This window comes from Oceanotoga sp., from assembly GCF_030445905.1.
Lineage (GTDB): Bacteria > Thermotogota > Thermotogae > Petrotogales > Petrotogaceae > Oceanotoga > Oceanotoga teriensis.
This window is the reverse complement of the sequence record NZ_JASUSU010000024.1, coordinates 18,487-38,904: the sequence shown is the minus strand read 5'-3', so window position 1 is coordinate 38,904 and position 20,418 is coordinate 18,487. Positions and strand designations below refer to the sequence as shown.

General features: G+C 25.7%; 20 protein-coding genes and 1 pseudogene. 15 read left to right on the top strand and 6 right to left on the bottom strand.

Going from position 1 to position 20,418, the window contains the following annotated elements:
- Positions 1-63 precede the first annotated feature (63 nt).
- The 11 genes and pseudogenes from PWP28_RS08300 (at position 64) to PWP28_RS08250 (ending at position 10,186) form a co-directional block, all read left to right on the top strand.
- Positions 64-1,074 (top strand): hypothetical protein, encoded by a 1,011-nt coding sequence (locus tag PWP28_RS08300; protein WP_308644567.1) that lies wholly within the window; start codon positions 64-66, stop codon positions 1,072-1,074.
- Positions 1,075-1,077: 3 nt separating this feature from the next.
- On the top strand, positions 1,078-2,289 hold the full coding sequence (gene neuC, locus PWP28_RS08295; RefSeq protein ID WP_305081222.1) for a UDP-N-acetylglucosamine 2-epimerase: 1,212 nt from the start codon (positions 1,078-1,080) through the stop codon (positions 2,287-2,289).
- A 2-nt stretch (positions 2,290-2,291) separates the two neighbouring features.
- Positions 2,292-3,311 carry an N-acetylneuraminate synthase gene (neuB, locus tag PWP28_RS08290; RefSeq protein WP_308644566.1) on the top strand — a complete coding sequence of 340 codons (1,020 nt, stop codon included), beginning with the start codon at positions 2,292-2,294 and terminating at the stop codon, positions 3,309-3,311.
- Positions 3,308-4,009, top strand: a complete 702-nt coding sequence (locus PWP28_RS08285) for a cytidylyltransferase domain-containing protein (protein ID WP_369426059.1) — start codon at positions 3,308-3,310, stop codon at positions 4,007-4,009. Before neuB ends, PWP28_RS08285 begins: the two co-directional genes overlap by 4 nt.
- Position 4,010: 1 nt before the next feature.
- A complete protein-coding gene (locus PWP28_RS08280; protein ID WP_305081219.1) occupies positions 4,011-5,030 on the top strand; it encodes a sugar phosphate nucleotidyltransferase in 1,020 nt (339 codons plus the stop codon).
- Between the two features lie 175 nt (positions 5,031-5,205).
- A pseudogene (locus PWP28_RS08275) lies at positions 5,206-6,376 on the top strand (nucleotide sugar dehydrogenase).
- Positions 6,377-6,482: 106 nt separating this feature from the next.
- A complete protein-coding gene (locus PWP28_RS08270) occupies positions 6,483-6,827 on the top strand; it encodes a DUF1801 domain-containing protein (protein ID WP_206050597.1) in 345 nt (114 codons plus the stop codon).
- Positions 6,828-6,854: 27 nt separating this feature from the next.
- Positions 6,855-7,424 carry an anti-phage protein KwaA gene (gene kwaA, locus PWP28_RS08265; RefSeq protein WP_308644565.1) on the top strand — a complete coding sequence of 190 codons (570 nt, stop codon included), beginning with the start codon at positions 6,855-6,857 and terminating at the stop codon, positions 7,422-7,424.
- Positions 7,421-8,374, top strand: a complete 954-nt coding sequence (gene kwaB, locus PWP28_RS08260) for an anti-phage protein KwaB (RefSeq protein WP_308644564.1) — start codon at positions 7,421-7,423, stop codon at positions 8,372-8,374. The genes kwaA and kwaB overlap by 4 nt, the downstream gene beginning before the upstream one ends.
- 66 nt (positions 8,375-8,440) lie before the next feature.
- On the top strand, positions 8,441-9,052 hold the full coding sequence (locus tag PWP28_RS08255; protein WP_308644563.1) for a ribonuclease H family protein: 612 nt from the start codon (positions 8,441-8,443) through the stop codon (positions 9,050-9,052).
- A gap of 42 nt (positions 9,053-9,094) precedes the next feature.
- Complete coding sequence (locus PWP28_RS08250) at positions 9,095-10,186, top strand: glycosyltransferase (protein ID WP_308644562.1); 1,092 nt, start codon at positions 9,095-9,097, stop codon at positions 10,184-10,186.
- Positions 10,187-10,210: 24 nt separating this feature from the next.
- On the opposite strand, the gene PWP28_RS08245 is transcribed toward PWP28_RS08250, so the two are convergent.
- The 5 genes from PWP28_RS08245 to PWP28_RS08225 are packed head-to-tail and all read right to left on the bottom strand — an operon-like array spanning position 10,211 to position 15,085.
- The gene (locus PWP28_RS08245) at positions 10,211-11,095 is read right to left on the bottom strand and encodes a glycosidase (RefSeq protein WP_305081215.1); all 885 of its coding nucleotides are present in this window, start codon (positions 11,093-11,095) and stop codon (positions 10,211-10,213) included.
- 19 nt (positions 11,096-11,114) lie between these two features.
- Positions 11,115-11,936, bottom strand: a complete 822-nt coding sequence (locus PWP28_RS08240) for a carbohydrate ABC transporter permease (protein ID WP_305081214.1) — start codon at positions 11,934-11,936, stop codon at positions 11,115-11,117.
- Entirely contained in the window at positions 11,933-12,817 is an 885-nt protein-coding gene (locus tag PWP28_RS08235) for a carbohydrate ABC transporter permease (RefSeq protein ID WP_264149430.1), read from the bottom strand. Before PWP28_RS08235 ends, PWP28_RS08240 begins: the two co-directional genes overlap by 4 nt.
- Before the next feature lie 13 nt (positions 12,818-12,830).
- Positions 12,831-14,090, bottom strand: coding sequence for an extracellular solute-binding protein (locus PWP28_RS08230; RefSeq protein WP_305081213.1), 1,260 nt, complete (start codon positions 14,088-14,090; stop codon positions 12,831-12,833).
- Positions 14,087-15,085 (bottom strand): LacI family DNA-binding transcriptional regulator, encoded by a 999-nt coding sequence (locus PWP28_RS08225; RefSeq protein ID WP_264149432.1) that lies wholly within the window; start codon positions 15,083-15,085, stop codon positions 14,087-14,089. Before PWP28_RS08225 ends, PWP28_RS08230 begins: the two co-directional genes overlap by 4 nt.
- Positions 15,086-15,403: 318 nt before the next feature.
- Between PWP28_RS08225 and PWP28_RS08220 the strand changes: the two genes are divergently transcribed.
- The gene (locus PWP28_RS08220) at positions 15,404-16,747 is read left to right on the top strand and encodes a hypothetical protein (protein WP_109605993.1); all 1,344 of its coding nucleotides are present in this window, start codon (positions 15,404-15,406) and stop codon (positions 16,745-16,747) included.
- Positions 16,748-16,902: 155 nt separating this feature from the next.
- Positions 16,903-19,008 (top strand): hypothetical protein, encoded by a 2,106-nt coding sequence (locus PWP28_RS08215; RefSeq protein WP_308644561.1) that lies wholly within the window; start codon positions 16,903-16,905, stop codon positions 19,006-19,008.
- A 27-nt stretch (positions 19,009-19,035) separates the two neighbouring features.
- Here the strand turns inward: PWP28_RS08215 and PWP28_RS08210 are convergent, their stop codons facing one another.
- Positions 19,036-19,236 carry a hypothetical protein gene (locus tag PWP28_RS08210; protein WP_109605989.1) on the bottom strand — a complete coding sequence of 67 codons (201 nt, stop codon included), beginning with the start codon at positions 19,234-19,236 and terminating at the stop codon, positions 19,036-19,038.
- Between the two features lie 97 nt (positions 19,237-19,333).
- Between PWP28_RS08210 and PWP28_RS08205 the strand changes: the two genes are divergently transcribed.
- Together PWP28_RS08205 and PWP28_RS08200 are read left to right on the top strand one after the other, a co-directional pair.
- Positions 19,334-19,885, top strand: coding sequence for a VanZ family protein (locus PWP28_RS08205; protein ID WP_109605987.1), 552 nt, complete (start codon positions 19,334-19,336; stop codon positions 19,883-19,885).
- Positions 19,863-20,393 (top strand): GNAT family N-acetyltransferase, encoded by a 531-nt coding sequence (locus tag PWP28_RS08200; protein WP_308644560.1) that lies wholly within the window; start codon positions 19,863-19,865, stop codon positions 20,391-20,393. Before PWP28_RS08205 ends, PWP28_RS08200 begins: the two co-directional genes overlap by 23 nt.
- The last annotated feature ends 25 nt before the right edge of the window (positions 20,394-20,418 follow it).

The following is a 20,418-nucleotide window of genomic DNA, read 5'->3' as shown; positions in this document are numbered from 1 at the left end:
GGATGCTAAATATTGAATATGATTGGTGGAGAATTATATTTTTTTAATAAAGGATGCTAAATATTGAATATGATTGGTGGAGAATTATATTTTTTTAATCAAAATTATAAGTATATAGACAATAGTTTGTTGAATTATCTCAAAAATTTTGAGATTAATTTGAATTTGTTTTCTACTGGAAGAGATGCTTTATATGCTATATTTAATAATATAAAAGATAAGAAAATATGGATACCAAATTTTTTGTGTGAATCTGTATTAAATCCTATTATAAAAAATAATTTGAATTATGAATTTTATAATATTTATGATGAATTAAAGAGTGATATAGAATTTAAACCTAAAAAAAATGATTATATTTTGATTATAAATTTTTTTGGTTTTGTTGATAAAAACTTATATAGATTTTCTATAGATAATGAATTGAATATTATTTCAGATACAACACATTTAATATTTAATAAAGAAAAATTTAGAAATGTATTATCTCAATCAAAATATATAATAGGTAGTTTAAGAAAAAGTTTTGCTTTACCAGATGGAGCATATGTTTTATCTAATGCGAATTTAGTTTTCCAAGATAAATCAAGAGAAGATTTTGTATATTTAAGAACATATGGACTTTTTTCCAGATATTATAGTAGTATTAACAACTTTAATAATGATGAAAATTTTAATATAATAAAAAATGCTGAATCTATTTTAGATAATTCAAATGATTTTGGTTATAAAATTAGTTATTTGTCTGAAAATATCTTAAAATGTATAAATTTAAATGAATATATATTAAAAATAAAGCAAAATTTTAATATTTTAAATAAAGGTTTAAATAAAAATTATAATTTTTATTCACAATATTTTCCAATTTTATTTAAAAGTGTTGAACAAAGAAACATTATTAGAGATAAATTATTTGAGAATAAAATTTTTGCACCTATTCATTGGAATACAGATTTTTTGGGTGATTTTAAAAATAATATTAGTGATGAGATCATATCCATACCTTGTGATTATAGATATGATTTAAAAGATATGGAAAAAATATTAAATATAATAAATAATGAAGAAGGATAACAAATGAAAAAAATTTTATTTTTTACTTCAGCAAGATCTGATTATGGATTATTAAAACCATTAATAAAAATATCTAATAATAAATTTGATACTTATTTATTAGTTTCTGGAAGTCATTTTTTAAGTAATAAAGGATTTACTTATAAGGAAATAGAAGAAGATATGATTTTAGATCAAAATAAAATATTTAAAATCAATTCATTTAACGAAAAAAATGATAATTTGAATTTATGTATAAATATTGGCAATTCTATAAAAGATATAGGTAAATTTTTTGAAGATAATTATTTTGATTGTATAATATTACTTGGAGATAGATATGAATTATTTTCTGTAACTTTTCCGGCATTAATGTATAAAATTCCAATTTTTCATATTAGTGGAGGAGAAATTACAGAAGGTGTAATAGATGATAGTGTAAGACATGCCACTACAAAACTTTCTCATGTACATTTAGTTGCAAATAAAGATTATGCAAAAAATGTAAGTCTTATGGGAGAAGAAGATTGGAGAATTTGTATAACAGGAGAAAATGGCCTTGATAATATACATTCCAATGAATTAGCTTCTAAAGAAGAAATTTTAGAAAAATTTGATATAGATTTGAATAAAAAAAGCATATTAGTGACTTATCATCCATCAACTTTAGAAAATTTATCTCCTTTTGATCAGGTTACTCCAATTTTAAATATATTAAAAAAATATTCTAGAAAATATCAACTTATTTTTACTGGTTGTGGAAATGAAAAAGGTTCAGATATAATAGAAAATGAAATTAAAAAATTTGTAGATATAAATAAGAATTGTTTTTTTATTTCGCATTTTGGAATAAAAAACTATTTAAAAGTTTTGCAAAATAGTTCAATGGTTTTAGGTAATTCTTCAAGTGGAATTGTTGAAGCTCCATCTTTTTCAATACCAACAATTAATGTTGGTAATAGACAATTGAATAGACTTTCTGCTGAAAGTGTTTTACATTGTAATTATGATGAAAATGAGATAGAGAAAAATATAAAAATTGCATTATCAAAAGAATTTAAGAATAAAATATTAGATGTTTATAATCCTTATGATCCGTATAAAGATGGGAAAAATTCTGAAAGAATAGCTATTGCTATAAAAAATGCTCTAAGTTTAGATAAGAATAAACTTATAACAAAAAAATTTATAAATGAAATTGATCAAGAAAAATGGAATTATCTTTTGGAGGAATAATTATGAATAGAACTTTTATTATAGCTGAGGCTGGAGTTAATCATAATGGAGATATTAATTTAGCATATAAATTAATTGATGCTGCTGTTGAAGCCGGCGTAGATGCTGTTAAATTTCAAACTTTTAAAACTGAGAAAGTATTATCTAAATCGGTTGATAAAGCTGTTTATCAAAAAAATAATACAGGAAATTCCGAAAATCAATTTGATATGGTTAAAAAATTAGAATTATCTTATGATGATTTTATAAAATTAAATAAATATTGTGAAGAAAAAGAAATTATGTTTTTATCTACTCCAGATGATGAAGAAAGTTTGAATTTTCTTTCTGATGTAATTAAAGTTCCTTTTTTAAAAATTGGTTCTGGTGAAATTACAAATATCCCTTTTTTGAAATCATTTGCAAAAAAGAATATTCCTTTAATATTATCAACTGGAATGAGTAATCTTACAGAAGTTTCAAAAGCAGTTGATACTATTTATGGTGAAGGATTTTCAAATAAACTATATTTGCTTCATTGTACTACTAATTATCCATGTCCATATGATGAAGTTAATTTAAAAGCTATGCAAACTTTAAAAGAGGCCTTTAAGGTTTGTGTAGGTTATTCAGATCATACGCTTGGTATAGAAATACCAATTGCAGCAGTTGCTATGGGCGCCAAAGTAATTGAAAAACATTTTACTGTAGATAAAACTCTTAATGGACCAGATCATAAGGCATCATTAGATCCTAATGAATTAAAAGAAATGGTAAAAGCTATAAGAAATGTTGAAAAGTCTATTGGTGATGGTATAAAAAAACCAAATAAATCTGAAATAGAGATAAGAAAAGTAGTAAGAAGAGTTTTAGTGTCTTCTAAAGATATTTATAAAGGTAGTAAATTTGATATGAATTCTTTTGAGATTAAAAGAGCTAATTCTGGAATTCTTCCTGAATATATAGATATTTTAATTGGTAAAACTATTATTAAAGATATAAAAAAAGATATTGCATTTAAGTGGGAAGATTTTTTGAGGTGATTTATTTGAAAAAAACTCTATGTGTTATACCAGCAAGAGGTGGGTCTAAGGGTATAAAAGATAAAAATATAATAGATTTAAATGGAAATCCATTGATATCTTATACAATAAAAGCGGCTAAAAATTCAAAAATATTTGAAAATATAGTTGTTTCTACTGATTCGGAAAAAATATTAGAAGTATCACAAAGATATGGTGCTGAAGTTCCTTTTTTAAGGCCGAAAGAATTAGCAACTGATTCATCATCTTCAATGGATGCTTTAATTCATGCAATAGATAATTGTGAGAGAATATATAAAAAAAATTATGACATTGTTATATTATTACAACCAACATCTCCTTTAAGAAATGATAAAAATATAATAGAAGCTTTTGAATTGTTTGAAAATAATAATGCGAATGCTGTTGTTTCTGTTTGTGAGGTTGATCATTCACCTTTATGGTCTAATACATTACCAAAAGATTTATCTATGGATAGATTTTTAAATGAAGATGTAAAAAATGGAAGAAGACAAGATCTTGATACGTATTATAGATTGAATGGAGCATTATATATAGCTGATGTAGAATATATTAGAAAATATAGAGATTGGTTTAAATGTAATTCATTCGCTTACATAATGGATAAAAAAAATTCTATAGATATAGATGATTATTTTGATTTAAAATTTGCTGAGATTATTTTGAAGGGGTTTTAATATGGATATACTTGATTTGAGATATTTTAAAATTATAGATGAGTATACTAAAAAAGATAAAATAATTGAATATATAAATGATTCTATTCATAAAATATTATTTGTTGTTAAAGATGAAATTTTGATAGGATGTATAACCGATGGAGATTTAAGAAGAAAAATTAAATCTGATGATTTTGTAGCTAAAGATATTATGAATGATAATCCAAAATTTATATTTGAAGAAGATTTTGAAAATAAAAATCAAAAAGAATTGATTAATAATATGGTTAATTATCTTCCAATTTTGAATTCTAATAAAAAACTTTTGAAAATAATTTATTTTGATATCAATTTTCAAGAATATTATGATATTAATAATACAAAAGTCGTTATAATGGCTGGTGGAAAAGGAGTCAGATTATTACCAATAACGAAAATAATTCCAAAACCTTTAGTCCCCTTTAAAGAAAAGACGATTATTGAGAATATAATGGAACAGTTTATAAAATATGGTTTTTATGATTTTATTTTTACTATAAATTATAAAAAAGAGATGATAAAAACATATTTTGATGAATTAGATTATAATATTTCTTATATTGAAGAAGATAATTTTTTAGGAACGGCTGGAAGTTTGGCCTATATAAGTTCTAATAATCCTATAATAGTTTCTAATTGTGATATACTTTTGGATATTGATTATTCAAAAGCAGTTAAAGAACATATTTTAAATGATGATGATATTACTATTTTTACTGCTCGTGAAGATATTAATATTCCATACGGTGTCATTAAACAAAAGGATAATATTTTTGTAGATATAGAAGAAAAACCTATTTTGAGCTATATGGTAAATACTGGAATATATATATTGAATCCTAATGTATTAAAACTTATAAAAAAAGGTGAAGAAATTGATATGCCTGATTTAATATCAAGAGCTAAATTAAGAAAAATGTCTATTAGAGTTTATAATTCTAATAAAAAAATGATAGATATAGGTCAATGGGATTATTATAAAAAATTTATAAATAAATAATATTATTATGAATTATAAAAATCTTACAGTTTTTATTTAAACTGTAAGATTTTCTTATTATGATATATAATATAGTAGATAAAATTGGCAAAAATAAAACAATTGATGGAGGTTTAGCTAATTTTGCTAAATGGTATAAAGAATATTATAATAAGTAATTTGGGGGTATAAAAAGATGAAAATAGCTGTAGCGGGAACAGGGTATGTTGGGTTATCATTGGCAATATTGTTATCACAAAAGAATGAAGTAAAAGCTTTAGATATAATAGAAGAGAAAGTAAATATGTTGAATAATAAAAAATCACCAATAGCAGATAAAGAAATAGAAGACTACTTAAAAAGTAAAGAATTAAAATTAAAAGCAACATTAGATGAAAAAGAAGCTTTTGAAGATGCAGAATATATAATAATAGCAACACCAACGAATTATGATCCAGAGAAGAATTATTTTGATACATCAACAGTAGAGAATGTAATAGAAAATGTAATAAAAATAAATCCAAATGCAGTAATGATAATAAAATCAACTATACCAGTGGGATATACAAAACAGATAAAAGAAAAGTATGATACAGAAAATATAATATTTTCTCCAGAATTTTTAAGAGAAGGAAAAGCATTGTATGATAGATAATCTTTATCCATCGAGAATAGTTGTAGGAGAAAGAAGTGAAAGAGCGAAAAAATTTGCTAATTTATTAGTTGAAGGTGCGATAAAAGAGGATATAGAAGTATTGTTTACAGATTCAACAGAAGCAGAAGCGATAAAATTATTTGCAAATACATTTCTAGCAATGAGAGTATCATTTTTTAATGAACTTGATACATACGCTGAAATAAGAGGATTGAATACAAAGCAAATAATAGAAGGAGTTTGTTTAGATCCAAGAATAGGTAATTACTATAATAATCCATCATTTGGATATGGAGGATATTGTTTACCAAAAGATACAAAACAACTGCTTGCAAATTATGAAGATGTACCAAATAATTTGATAAGAGCTATAGTAGATTCAAATAGTACAAGAAAAGATCATATAGCAGATGCAATAATAAGGAAAAAGCCAAAAATAGTTGGTGTATACAGACTTACTATGAAAACAGATTCTGATAATTTTAGAGCATCTTCTATTCAGGGAGTTATGAAAAGAATAAAAGCAAAAGGTATTGAAGTAGTGGTTTATGAACCTACATTGAAAGAAGATAAATTTTTTAATTCGAGGGTTATAAGAGATATAAAAGAGTTTAAAAGTATATCTGATATAATACTCACAAATAGAATGAATGATGATTTGAAAGATGTTGAGAATAAGATATATACAAGAGATTTATATTTAAGGGATTAAAAAAATATAAAATCTCAGTTCAATGTTCAAAGATAATTGCAGGCATTGCCCTGCTTTTTTGTTATTATATTATATAATATTGATGTTATTGATAGGGGGGATAAAGATGAAAAGTAAAGATGAATTAGCTGTATTAGAAAAGATAGAGGCTATGGATGAAGAGTATAAAATTTTGGCAAAAAAGGTCCATGAAATAATTTTAAATAGTGTGCCCGATCTTTGTCCAAGACTTTGGTATGGTATGCCGGGTTATGCAAAGTCTAAAAGAGATCCAGTGTTAATATTTCATAGGGCTGATAAGTATATGACTTTTGGTTTGACTGAACATGCTTATTTTTCTGTTGAAGATGGAAAAGAAGATAATTTAATGGAATGTGCATGGTTTTTTACTGAATTGAATGAAAATACAGAAAAAAAGATTTCAGATATTGTTAAAAAAGCTGTTTTATGATGTTTTTTATCTTTGGAGGGATATAAGATGAAATTTTCAAAAAAGATTAATTATTTTTATAAAATAGGGTTTTATTTTTTATCTCTTGATATTTTATTCGGTATATTTTTTGTTTTGAATTGCTTTGATAAAGATATGAATATAAAAAGTCTTGATTTGATTTTTAATTTGTATGGAATTATTTTGATTATTTTCATGCTTATTGGGCTTTTTACTTTTTATCTTTTTAAAAAGATGTTAGTTAAGAGAGATCTTTCAGTGGAGTTAAAAAAAGTTGAGAGTATTAATTTTGAGTATATGTCATTTTTTTATACTTATATTATGCCATTGATATTTGTAAATTTTGGAGATAAAAGAAATTATTTAATAACTTTTATTTTATTATTTTTTATAGGTGTTATTTATATTAGAACTAATCTTTATTATTCTAATCCTATTTTGGCTATTTATGGTTTTAAGATTTATAGGGTTGAATATGAGAGTAAGAATAAAGTTCAAAAAAAGATATTGATATCTAAAGATGATCTTCATGTAGATGACCATATAGTTTATCAACTTTTGAGTGATGATATTATATATGGGGGGAAAAATAGATGATCGAATCTGGATTAGAAAAGATTAAAAGAATATTGAAAAAACCTAAAAATATTAATTCTGTTAATTTATACTTTTTTTTGAAAAGTAGTAAAGTTCTTAAAAGAATTGATTTGATAGATAACAGTTTACAATCTTTGGCTCATAATGTTTGTGAGGATAGTTTGAAAATTTTTAAGGATAGTCAGAATATTGTTAATATAAGTTCTTTTGAAAATACTAAAAATGCTATTTTTAAGTATGATCTTGATTATACAGATAAACTTGCTTCTTTTTTGGATTTGATTAGGAATATAAGTCTTTATGAAGAAGATTTTTTTGATATTAAAGATGATGATTTTAAAGATGTTGGATTTTATATTTTTAAGTTTGGTAGTGAGAAAGAAAATTTTTATTCTGTCAGAAAAAGTTATGCAATTAATGTTTATGGAAATGATAAAAGGTTTATTATTTTTCCCGATTCAAATAGATTTAGAAAGATAGATAAGAACCTTTTTAATGTTGATACTAAGGTTGATTTTTTTATGGTCGATGATGAGTTATATTTTATTAATTTAAAAATTCTTGAATCTTATTTCGGTTTTGATGCTATTATTAAAGAGAATGCCAAGAAGTCTATGGATAAAATAAAAAAACTTGATATATTGGTTGAAGATGCTCCACTCAGGAAGAGAATTGAAGAGGGAGATTTAACTTTTTCAAGAAAATTATCAAAAATAAATGTGGATTCTCCAGTTTTTGAGGTCAAGAAAAGAGAAATAATAAAGTTTTCAAAGACTAATGATTTTTTGAAAGGAGAATTTGATTATGATGAAGAGGATAAGATTTTATTGAGTACTAAAAAATCACAAGATTTGTTTGTTAAATTATTAAATGATAATTTTGTCAAATCTGAACTTACAAAAGTAAATTATGATGCTGAAGGAAAAGAAATTAAAAGAGATGATAAGTAATTATGATTTGATGATAAGTAATTATGATTTGATGATAAGTAATTATGATTTTTAGGAGGATTTTAGTTGAAAAAATATTTTTATGCTGTAAAAAATGGTAGAATTAAAGGTGTTTACAATACATGGAATGAGTGTAAAGCTCAAGTTGATGGATTTAAAGGAGCTATTTTTAAGAAGTTTGATAATGAGATAGAAGCTTACAATTTCATTGAAGATGAGGTTATGGTTAAGTTTGATGAAAATAATTGTTGGAAAGCTTATATAGATGGAAGTTATGATAGTGCCAAGAAGATTTATGGTTCGGGAGTTTATTTGTTTTTTGATGATGAAGAACATTTTTTGAGTTTTAAGGGTAATGATGAAAGATTTGTAAGTTCAAGAAATGTTGCTGGAGAGCTTATGGCCTGTGTTGCTACCATTGATTTTTGTATTAATAATTCTATTGATAAAGTATTGATTTATCATGATTATGAAGGGATTGCAAAATGGATTAATGGTGAATGGAGAGCCAATAAAGAATTGACTAAATTGTATAAATCTTATATGAATAGTGTTGAGGATAAGATTGATATTGATTTTGTTAAGGTTAAAGCTCATTCAAATGATGTCAATAATGATATTGCAGATAGACTTGCTAAGGAAGGTATTGTTAAAGGTGAATTTGTTGATTATTTATGATTGTATTTTTGTTTTTAAAATTTAATTTGTATAGGTGATTTTATGACTTTTTTTATTGTTGGTTATATGCATCCAAAGTATGACAAAAGAGTTTATAGAACTGTCAGAGCTTTATCTGAGAGTAATAAAGTAATTTATCAATATATAACAAAGGAAGAGGAATTTGAGTATATTGAGGGTAATATAAAATATATTCCTATTGTTTATGGTAAGAGACTTTCTTCTAATTTTCAAGAGTTTAAAAGAAGGAAAGTTTTGGATGAAAAAATTTTTAAAATGATTGAAGATTTTGATTATGAAGTTTTATATATGCATCATTTTTTACCAACTAAACCAATTTTACCCTTTAAATTAGCTAAAAAAAAGGGTAAAAGAATTATTTATGATGTTCATGAGCTTCATCCAGATAATTTTATGGAATCTTTGACAGGATTTAAAAAGAAGATCAAAGAATTTCTTATGTGGAAAATTTTTAAAAAACAACTTAAACTTTCGGACAAATCAATATTTGTTTCTGAAGAGATGTTGGATTATGTCAAAAAATTTATAGATTTTGATATAAAAGCAAAGGTTATAACTAATTATGCAGAAAATGTTTTAAAAAGTGATATGAAAGAAAAAGTTATTTCTTTTGTTGGAAAAACTGCAAGAGTTTTAGATAATGAGATTTTGCTTTTACAAAATCTTTTGAAAAATGGTTTTAAGTTTAGAATTATTGGTTTTGATTCTGATGATTTTAAAGGTGTTAAACATGATTTTACATCTTTTTTACCCTATGAAGATATGATGATGGAGATTTCTAAAACATCTTTTTCTTTAATTTCATATACTTTAAGTGAAAATGAGATTCCATTGAATTTTATTTTTTCTATGCCTAATAAATTTTTTGATTCTTTAGCTGCTGGAACTCCTGTTATAGTTAATAAAAATTTTGAATCAATGGCTAATATGGTTGAAAAATATGGTATAGGAGTAGTTATTGACCCTAAAAATGTTGAGAATTCAACAGAAGATATCTTAAAAATTTATGATGATTATGATATTATTTTGAGAAATCTTGATTTGTATAAAGAAGAATTTTTATGGACAGAAGATAAAAAGAATGATTATTTAAACTTTGTTGTTAAAGTATAAATTCCCCTTTTAAAGGGGAATTTTTTAATTTTCTATCCAATTTTTTATTTCTTCTTTTGTTATCGTTGCAAGGGCTATATAATTGTCTGCTCCACCATAGTATACATAGTATTGATCTTTGTATTCTACTATTGCATCTGAGAATACTACTGAAGGAACACCGCCAAATTTTTCCCATGTTTCTTTAGGCTCGAGACAAGGAGTTTCACTTCTTTTAAGAATTTTTGTTGGATCGTTTAGATCTAAGAGCATAAATCCGAGTCTGTATATTAATCTTGGCCCTTCTCCTACTCCATGATATAGTACAAGCCAACCATATTCTGTTTTTATTGGTGTTCCACCCACACCAATTTTTACATTATCCCAACTGTTTTTTCTGGGACTTGCTATTTTTGTATAATTATTCCATTTTATTAAGTCATCTGAATATGCAAGCCACATATCTGGTTCTAATCTATGAAACATTACATATTTTCCATTTATTTTTTCTGGAAATATTGCTGCATCTTTATTTGGTGATTCTGGAATTACTATTCCATGTCTTTTCCAAGTTATGAAATTTTGAGTTGATGCAAGTGCTATTGAAATATTTTCTGGTGAATATGCAGTGTATGTCATATAGTATTTTCCATCTATATGAGTGAGTCTTGGATCTTCTACTCCATACATTTCATTGTTTTCTTTTGGTTCGAATACAGGGTTTTCCATTCTGTTCCATTTTATTCCATCTGTACTTACTGCATATCCCATTCTTGATACCATATCTGCACCTTGAGCTCTGTACAACATATGAAAAAGTTCTCCATCGTATATAACTGCTGGATTAAAAACATATTTTGATTCCCATAAATGCATAGGGTTAGGGGCAAATAAAGGGCTTAGGGGATGTCTCTTTAATATTGGATCCATACAAAATACACCTCACATATTATTTTAATGATATTGATATTCCTTCAAGATAGTATTTTCTAAATAGTATAAATATTATTACCATAGGTAATGTTTGTATTACAGACCCAGCAAGTACTGGTCCGAGATATGCTCCGTATTGTGTGTTAAAGCTTGCAAGTAATACGGATAAAGGCATTTTATTGTAATTTTTCATTACTATTAAAGGCCACATAAAATTGTCCCAAATTCCTATGAAGGTGAATAAACCTACTATTGATATTGCAGATTTATTTAATGGCATCATCACTTTGAATATTATCCATAGATCTTTTGCACCATCTAATTTTGCTGCTTCTATATAGTCATTTGGTGTTGTTTTGAAACTTTGTTGCATCATGAATATTCCCCATCCACTTATCATACTTGGTACTATTAATGATGTGTATGTATCAACAAGGCCTAAATTTCTTATTAGTATGTACATTGGAATTGTGAACATGAATGATGGAAATACCATTTGAAATATTATAAAGTTTATTATTTGTTTTCTTCCTTTGAATTGTAGCTTTGTTAATGCATATGATATTAAAGCTGATGTGAATATTACTATTAAGGTTACTGTTAATGATACGAATAGACTGTTGAAAAATCCTCTTATGAAAGGTCTATCCATTTTTTCTGCAGAGTTTAATATGAATTTATAATGTTCTAATGTGAATTTTGTTGGTATAAAATTATCATATATTTGATCTGCAGGTTTTACAGATGATATAAAAAGCCATGCATATGGATATATCCATATTAAAGCTAAAGATATCATTATTATATGTATTATTATGCTATTTATTTTTGATTTCATGTGAGACTCACATCTCTTTCTATTATCTTTCTTGTTAACCATATTATTCCAAAACTTATGATAGCTATTATTATTGACATCGTTGCAGAATATGTTGGGTTCATTTTGTTGAATGCTGTTGTATACATTAACATCATAGGTGTTAATGTGCTTCTCATAGGTCCTCCACCGGTTATCATATATGGTTCTGTGAATATTCCAAAACTTAATGTTATAGATAGTACGAGTATCATCACTATTGATGGGTTTAATAATGGAAGTGTTATATATCTAAAGCTTTCCCATTTTGTAGCACCATCTATTTTGGCAGCTTCATATATTTCTCTTGGTATACCATTTAGTCCAGAGTATAGTATTAATCCATAATATCCTATAAATTTCCAAAGAACTATTAGAACTATTGAGAATAAAGCAAATTGTGGATTTGTGAACCAAGGTATTTTAACTCCGAATAATTTGTCTATTAATTGGTTTAAAGGGCCGTTTTCTGAGAATAATTTTGAAAACATTATCGAATATGCTACTCCAGATGATATATTGGCTAAAAGAAAGGCTAATCCCACAAAGGTTTTTCCATATTTTAACCTTTTCATTCCCATGGCAAATAATAATGAACTTATTAATACCAATGGAATAAAATATAGCATAAAGTTCATAACATTGGAGAATGATTGCCAAAATATTGGATCTGTGAAAACTTTTATGAAATTGTTTAAGCCATAGAATTTGGGTGTTCCTATGTATTTCCATTTTGAAAATGCAAGTATGAATAACCATACAAAAGGATAGCCCCAAAATATAGCTGCATATACTATATATATTGAAGATATTGCAAATCCTTTTCTTGCCTCTCTTTTTTTCAGATTATTTTTTGATTTCATTTTTTATCCTTCTTTACCATAGTATTCTGTTGATATTTTTAGTGGCATCTTTTATAGCTTGTTCATAATTTTTTGTGCCATACATTAAAGGTTCTATTAGATTTACTGTCATTTCGTCTTGTATATCTACTGTTTTTGTAGTTTGTGCTGGTGGTATTGCATATTTTACATATTTAGCATATTCTGCTGCATATGGATTTTTTTCGAAAAATTCTTTGAAATCATTATTTTCTAATAAGTCTTCTCTTGCTGGAGGCATTTGTGTGTATTCAAGCCATTTTTTGTCGAAATCTGATTGTGAGAATATCCATTTTACAAAATCCCAAGCTTCTTTTTTGTGTTTGCTCGTTTCAAATATTACTAATCCTTTAGAATCGGCGAATGTGTATACTGGTTTATCTTTTGGATAGTTGTCTGGTACAGGTGGTGTAGATAATATTATTTGTTCGAATATTTTTGGGAATTGATTTTTTGCATAAGCTATTTCCCAAGGTCCTTTAAGACTTCCGGCAATGTAACCTCTATAAAAGGCGGCTTCACCAAGATCGACGGCTGTCCATTTGTTTTGGAACATTGTTTCTATGAATTTTGCTATTTCTTTTGCTTGTTCTCCAGATATGTTGGCTCTATATTTGTCTAAATCGAGATAAGATTGTCCTTGTGTTGCAGCATAAAAATATGTTATATAATCAAACCATCTATCATTCCAATTTCTACCTTGAATTACTCTTATTGAATAGTTGTTTTTGTCTTTTTCTTGAATTTGTTTTGAGAGTTTATATATGTCTGAATATGTTCTTGGCGGTGTTTCCCAGCCAAATTCTTTTAATATATCTTTTCTCCACCACATTAGTACTGAATTTGAATAAAGGGGTATTATATATGATTTTTTATTATATTCCCATGTTTTTATTATATTTTCCATTTTTCTGTTTTTTATTAATTGATCAAATCCTTCCATATCACTTAGAGGTACGAGTATTTCGAGTTCTGATAATTGAGCTGCAAAACCTGAAAATATATTTGTTGATATGTCAGGAGCCCTTCCAGAAGCAATTGCTGTTAGTATGGATTCTTCGGAACTTCCAGCGGCAGGTATTGTACTCCATTGAATTTCTATATCTTTGCTTTGTGAATTATATCTTTCAACCATTTCTTTCCAAAATACTTCTTGATTCGGATTTGGAGCTGTCCAGAATACTATTTTGGTTTTTGAAAATGTTGTTATGCTCATCATTAAAATGAGTGTTATAAGAATGATACTTTTTTTCATTGTTTGCCCTCCTCTTTTTTTGTCGTATCACGTTCAACAAATTTTGTGAACACAGATGACATTACTGGATGTACATTTATGCCATTTATTAATTCGTTTATTCTTAAAGCAGCATTGTTTCCCATTTCATATTTGAAGATTTTTACTGTTGATAATTTTGGTGTTGATATACTTGATTGTATTATGTCATCAAAGCCTATTATTTGAACTTTTTCAGGTATTTTTATTTTTTTCTTTTTTAAGAGATCTATTAAGATTAAAGCTATTGGATCATTTGAAGTGAATATTACCTCAGGTTGTTTTTTTAAAAGTATATTCAAAGCATTTTTTATACTTTCTTCTGTTTCATCACATTCAAAGGTTTCTGGCATTAATCCATTATCTTGCATTGCACTTTTATAGCCTTCGTATCTTGTTTTGAATCCATAATAAGATAATGAACCATGTAGATGGTATATTTTTTTATAATTTCTTTTTATCATTTTATTTATTGCAAAGTATGCTCCATCATATCCATTACTTACTACACAGTTATAATCTTTTCCAGGAATATAATTGTCTAAGAGAACTATCGGTATTTTTATATTTTCTATGTAGTTTGGTATTGGATCTGATCCTATTATTATTATTCCATCGAATTTTTGTATGTAATTTTCATTTATTTGATCATAATTTTTTAATTCTATTTTGGTTTTTGTGTTTTTAAATCCATCTTCTATTCCCATCAAAATTGCTTTATAAAATTCATCGATTCCATAATCTTTTCTTTGGTCTGTTATTTTTAATATTCTTTCGCTTGTTAATACTAATATATTTTTATTTTTTAAAGTTGCAAGGTTTTTGGCATCTTTTGAAGGTTCGAATCCAAGCTCTTCTATTACTTTTAAAACTTTTATTTTTGTTTTTTCTGAAACATTTTCTGATTTATTTAATACTCTTGATACCGTTGCTATTGAAACATTGGCAAGTTTAGCAACATCATTTATTGTGGACATTATTTTTAACTCCTTTTTTGTAAGCGTTTACAATTATCATTTTAAATATATCATTATTTTCTTTTTTTGTAAAATTTAATTATTGGTTTTTATGGCTTGTTATGTGTAAATAAATTTGATTATATTTAAATATTGATTTGTGGAATCTTTTTGTGTTATTAGAGTTGTTAAAATATTATAAAAATATCAAAAAATTAAATTAATTGGATTTAAAGCGTTTTAATGATTTTTAATCGATTTTTTTAGGGTTTTATTTTTTTCTATAAAAAGTTTATCATGATATTTGTTGTAAGCGTTTACAAAAAGAGGAGGGTTTTTATGAGAAAATTTTTATTAATATTTATTGTTTGTTTGATTTCTATTGTTTCTTTTTCTGAGTTCAGAGAATTAGTGTTTAGAAGCGATGAGAAAACTGGTTTAGATATTCCACAAGTTTTTACTTTTTCTGAACTTTTAGATAAATTTGGTGAAGATTTTGATGCTAATTGGTATTCTTTGAGAATTAAAGATGTTAATGATAAGGATATTGTTTATCAGATAACTGATATGGATTCTAATGATAGAATTTCTTCTGATGATTTGATTAGTTTTTGTTTTAAAGGTGAAGCAAGGTTAGTCGTTAGTGATGATTTTGATATGGATGTTTTGCATTTTGATAGTAATTTTGAAGTTCTTAATGATGATGATTCTTATATTGTCAATAATAAAAATTTTTCTTTTAAAATTTCTAATAAAGGGTTAATAAGTTTTATTTCTTTTGATGGAAATGAAGGTAATATTTTTAATGAAATAGGTACTGCAAGAGTTGCTGGTTGGTCAGGAAGTTCTTATTATATCGATGGGAAATTAGGAAAGCATGTGGAAAATACTTCTAATGGATTTTCTGTTAAAAGTTTGAAAGTTAGTGATCCAGGAGCTGTGTCAATTAGTGTTAAATCTGTTTTGACTTATGATGATCTTCCTGGTTTTAATCAAGAGATAGTTTCTACTGTATTTTATACAGGAGATGTTGTTGTAAATAATAAGTTTTATTTTACAAATTATGTTGATTTGATGAAGCTTCAAGTTATGGCTACTAATCCATTATTATCTATGGATGATTCTTCTTTGCATATTTTGCCTGTTTTTAGAAGACTTGTTTGGGCAGAGCAATTAGGTATAAGATCTGTAGATTATTGGAAACAAAGAGATTCTATAAAGTTTTTTAATGATATTCCTTATATAGCTTTTAATGCTGGTGAAGCTAATAGTCCTTTATGGTGGGGAGCATCTTATCTTTTTGGTAGTATGGAAAATTTTAGGGCGAATTATTCTGATAAGCTTAATATTGCTGCAGTAGAAATTTTACCAACTAAACCTGTTGTATATTCTGATTTTAAGAAGTTTATAATGGGTAGTTCATGGATGTATGAGAGTAGAGAGTTTAGAGATGGATTTTTTAGATGGATGCCAGATGAATTTAATTTGTATGAGCCTACAAAAGGAGTATTTAATGGTACTTCAGATCAAGAAATTGGAGATAATTTGATGATGAAATTTAAGGCAGGAGATATTGTTGAATTTGATAGAATTTATTCTGTTTATGGCACAAAAAATGTAAAAAATATTTTTGAATTTTTGAATAATAGATCTTTAGAGATTCAATCAGTTACAATTAAATAGTATTTATTAGAAGGCTTTTATTAGTCTTCTAATATTTTTATTTGGAGGTTTTTATGAGAAAATTTTTTTGTTTTTTTATGTTCTTGTTCATTATTGTTTTTTCTTTTTCTGTGGATTTAAACTTGAATCATTTGGATTTTTTGAGGGATAAATTTTTGATTGAGGATGAAGAATTTTATGGTTATTGGATTTATGCAGATAATATTGGAAATAATTATATAAAAAAAGGAGTTTCTGAAGAAGGAGTTAGTTGTGTAGATGATGTTGCAAGAGTTGCTATAGTTTATTCAGAGCTTTATAAGATTGAGAATGATGAATTATATAAGATGAGGGTTAAAGAAGCTTTGGATTTTGTTTTAGCTTTTCAAGATATTGATGGAGATTTTTATAATTTTGTTTTTGATGATGGATCTATTAATAAACTTGGAGTAACGAGTAGGAAAAGTGGTTCTTGGTGGGCTGCAAGAGCTTATTGGGCTATAAGTAATTGTTTATATATGTTTGATGGGGATTATAAGAATATTTTGATTAAATCAGCAAAGAATGTTGAAAAGATCCTTGAAAATAATTTGAATGAATTTGGTCTTATCAATGGTTATAGTGATATTTCGTCTGTTTTTCTTTTAGGACTTACAGAGTTTTACAAAGAGACTAATGATAAACAGTCTTTTGATATTGCTTTGAGAGTTGCAGATGGTATTATGAGTACACAGTTTGAAAGTGGAGTTTTTAAGGGTGCATATAATGAGTCTAAAGATAGTTTTTTATGGCATAGTTGGGGTAGTAGACAAGCAGAGGCTTTGATTGATTTTTATAGTATTTGTAAAGATGAGAAATATTTAAATTCTGCTATTTTTTATGCTGATAATATTTTTAATTTAATTTTATCTTTTGGTCCTGTTTATGAATCAAAAGATTTTATTAAACTTTATGAACAGATATCATATGGTATTGAAACTTATGTTTCTACAGCATCTAAGCTTTATAATATCACTAAAAAAGATAAATATGGTTATTATACGGCTTTTTTATATAGTTTTTTTGAGGGGAATAATAATCCTAATTTGATTATGTATGGGGATAATGGAGAAGGTTTTGATGGATTGCATTCTGTTTATGTTAATAGTAATTCAGGTGCAGAGTCTACAATCTCTTATTTACTTTCTAAGATAAGATTATTCAATATTCCAGAAAAATATTTTAAATTTTCTGATGTGGTATTTTCAAAATATAGTTCTGCTGAAATTTTGGAAGCTGAAAAATTGAATAGTGGTATTTATTCTTTTTCTATGGATAATAAAAATAATGTTAGAATTGAAGCAGATTCTAAGATTGTATTAAAAAATAATTTTTTGAAATCACTTAAAGGAAATTACTATATATATGTTTCTGGTGAGTTTAATGATGGAAGTTTTTTGAAAGTTTATTCTTCAGCTAATAAATCTGAACAGAGATTGACTTATGATAATGGTTTTTATTATGGGGGTAAGTTATATTGTGATTCTAATAAAATAACTTTTTCATTTAATTCTGATTCTAAAATGTTTATAGATCAGATTTTACTTATTCCTGAAGATTATTTATTTGTTTTTTCAAAAGATGATTTGAATTATTTTTTTGATGGATTTGAAGTTAAAAAAACTGATATGAATACATTTTCTAATGAAGTTAAAGGTTCATCATTTTTTATAGAATATGAAGATTATAATAATAGTAAGTTATTAGATTTAAAAGATGTTTATAATAATAATGGAATTGTTTCTTATGATGAAAGAAAAAAAGGAAATTTTGATAATCCAGAAGGTATTGTAGGAGCAAGTTTTTCTTATGAGGAATTTAAAAAGAAGGATAAAAATTTAGTATTTTCTTTCGATGATTCTTATTTTAAAGTTATGAATTATGAGAATGATAATTTTGTTTTATCCTCTCAAACTTTTTTGTTTAAAGAGGATTTAAAAGGAAATTCTTTGTATATTGTAGGAGCAAGTGATCATGGATCTTATAGCAGTGATTTTACTATATATTATGATGATGGTTTAGTTCAAAAAGAATCACTTAGATTTTCGGATTGGTGTCAAAAAACTTTTTTTGATGAAAGTATTTTTTTGAGTTTTGATTATAGATATGGAAATACAGGTATTCAAGAGAATATTTCTAATCATTTGTTTTTAAATAAATTTGATTTAAGAGATGAGAATATTTCTAAGATTATTTTTTCATCTAAACCAACTATGCATATTTTTTCTATTACTATTAGATAAAAGCCCAATAATTGGGCTTTTATCTTTTTAAGCTTTTTTAGGAAATATTATTTTTACGAGTCCATCTATTATTATAGATAATGCAATATCTAAAATTGGATGATATATTTTTAAGGCTTTGAGTATTTCTCTTATTGCATTCATAACTATTTCTTTTTTTTCTTCTCCATGTCCTGGAATTTCAACCATCTTTATTAGATCTGGAATTATTCCTATTACATTTTGCATTTTATCACCCCTATTATAATATCCGTTAAAAATTCATTTTTTTTTAATTTATTTTGATATAATATTATATATATTTATTAAAGTAAAGGTGAATTATATGAAGAATAAGAAGAAGAAATGGTTTTTTATTATTGGCATTATTTTAATAGCTTGGGTAGGAGTAATTTTTTATTTTGGATCGAGAAATACACAAACATCTTATAATCAATCTGGTGCGGTTTATGAATTTTTTAAGAGTTTAGATAATACTTTAGATATAACTAATAAAGAATGGTTTATTAATCTTGAAAGTTTTTTGAAACAATGGTGGTTTGGAACTGATAGGGTTGCTGGAATGTCAGTATTGAGAAAGAGTGCTCATTTTGGCATTTATATGTTACTTGGTTTTATTTCTTCTCTTTTTACTTTTGTTTATTGTAGAAAATATTTGATCAGTTTTTTAATGGGAATTTCTTTTCCAACCATGATTGCTGCAATAGATGAGTATAATCAAGGATTTCATGATAGGGGCTCATCTTTACATGATGTTATGATTGATTTATCTGGTGCTGTTACTGGGACTTTGTTTTTATTTTTAATTTTTTTGATAGTTTTTATTATTAAACATTTTAAAAAGAAGAGAAATTTTGAAAACGATAAAAGGATATGATTTGATGATTAAGGTTTTTAAAGCAAATTTAAATAATATTGATTTTATATGTGATCTATCTGAAAGTCTTAATTATAAGAATGTTTTCGATGTTGAGAATGGGGTTTTGATAAGAGTTTTAGATAAGAATACCGTTGAAAATAATATAGATAATTTTTTGATAGCAAGTGTTGATGATGAATTTGCAGGATTTTTATGGTATTCTTGGGATTATCCATATGATATGATAAATAATACAGTTCTTTATGAAGATATATCTGATTGTGTTTATTCAGAGCAAATAGGTGTTAGTAGAGAGTATAAACGTTGTGGTATAGGAAGAGCTTTTTATGAATATTTAAGTGCATTAACGGGTAAAAATGTTTTGGTTTATGTTAATAAAGAGCCTGAAGGGAATTTGGCATCTTTAAATTTTCATAAGAGTGTTGGTTTTAAAGTTGTAGGAATTTTTGAAGCAGATGAATTTGTTGGTATTAAAGGATTTAAGTCTTATTTGTTAAAAAAATAAATTTATAAGAAAGCATGATACTAAA